The sequence below is a fragment of the Monashia sp. HAY1-2A genome (genome assembly GCF_056755315.1).
On record NZ_JBNDHY010000688.1, the window covers coordinates 1 to 243 of the forward strand.

1 pseudogene is annotated in these 243 nt (G+C 74.5%); it reads left to right on the plus strand.

The window, feature by feature from the left end:
- Position 1: 1 nt before the first annotated feature.
- Positions 2-243: pseudogene (locus tag ACPYOM_RS23550) on the plus strand (metal-dependent hydrolase); the annotation flags it as partial.

The following is a 243-nucleotide window of genomic DNA, read 5'->3' on the forward strand; positions in this document are numbered from 1 at the left end:
TATGGCAGTGGCGTCCCGCGAGGTGGTGCACACGGTGGTCGACGGTGTCGCCGTCGAGGTCCGCAGCAGCCCGCGTCGCCGTCGCACCGTCTCGGCCTACCGGCAGGAAGGACGCCTCGTCGTCCTCGTCCCGGCCTGGATGAGCCGGGCGGAGGAGGGGGAGTGGGTGCGCCCGATGGTGGCGCGCGTCGCCGCGTCAGAACGGCGCCGGCAGCGCAGCGACACCGACCTCGAGCGTCGGGC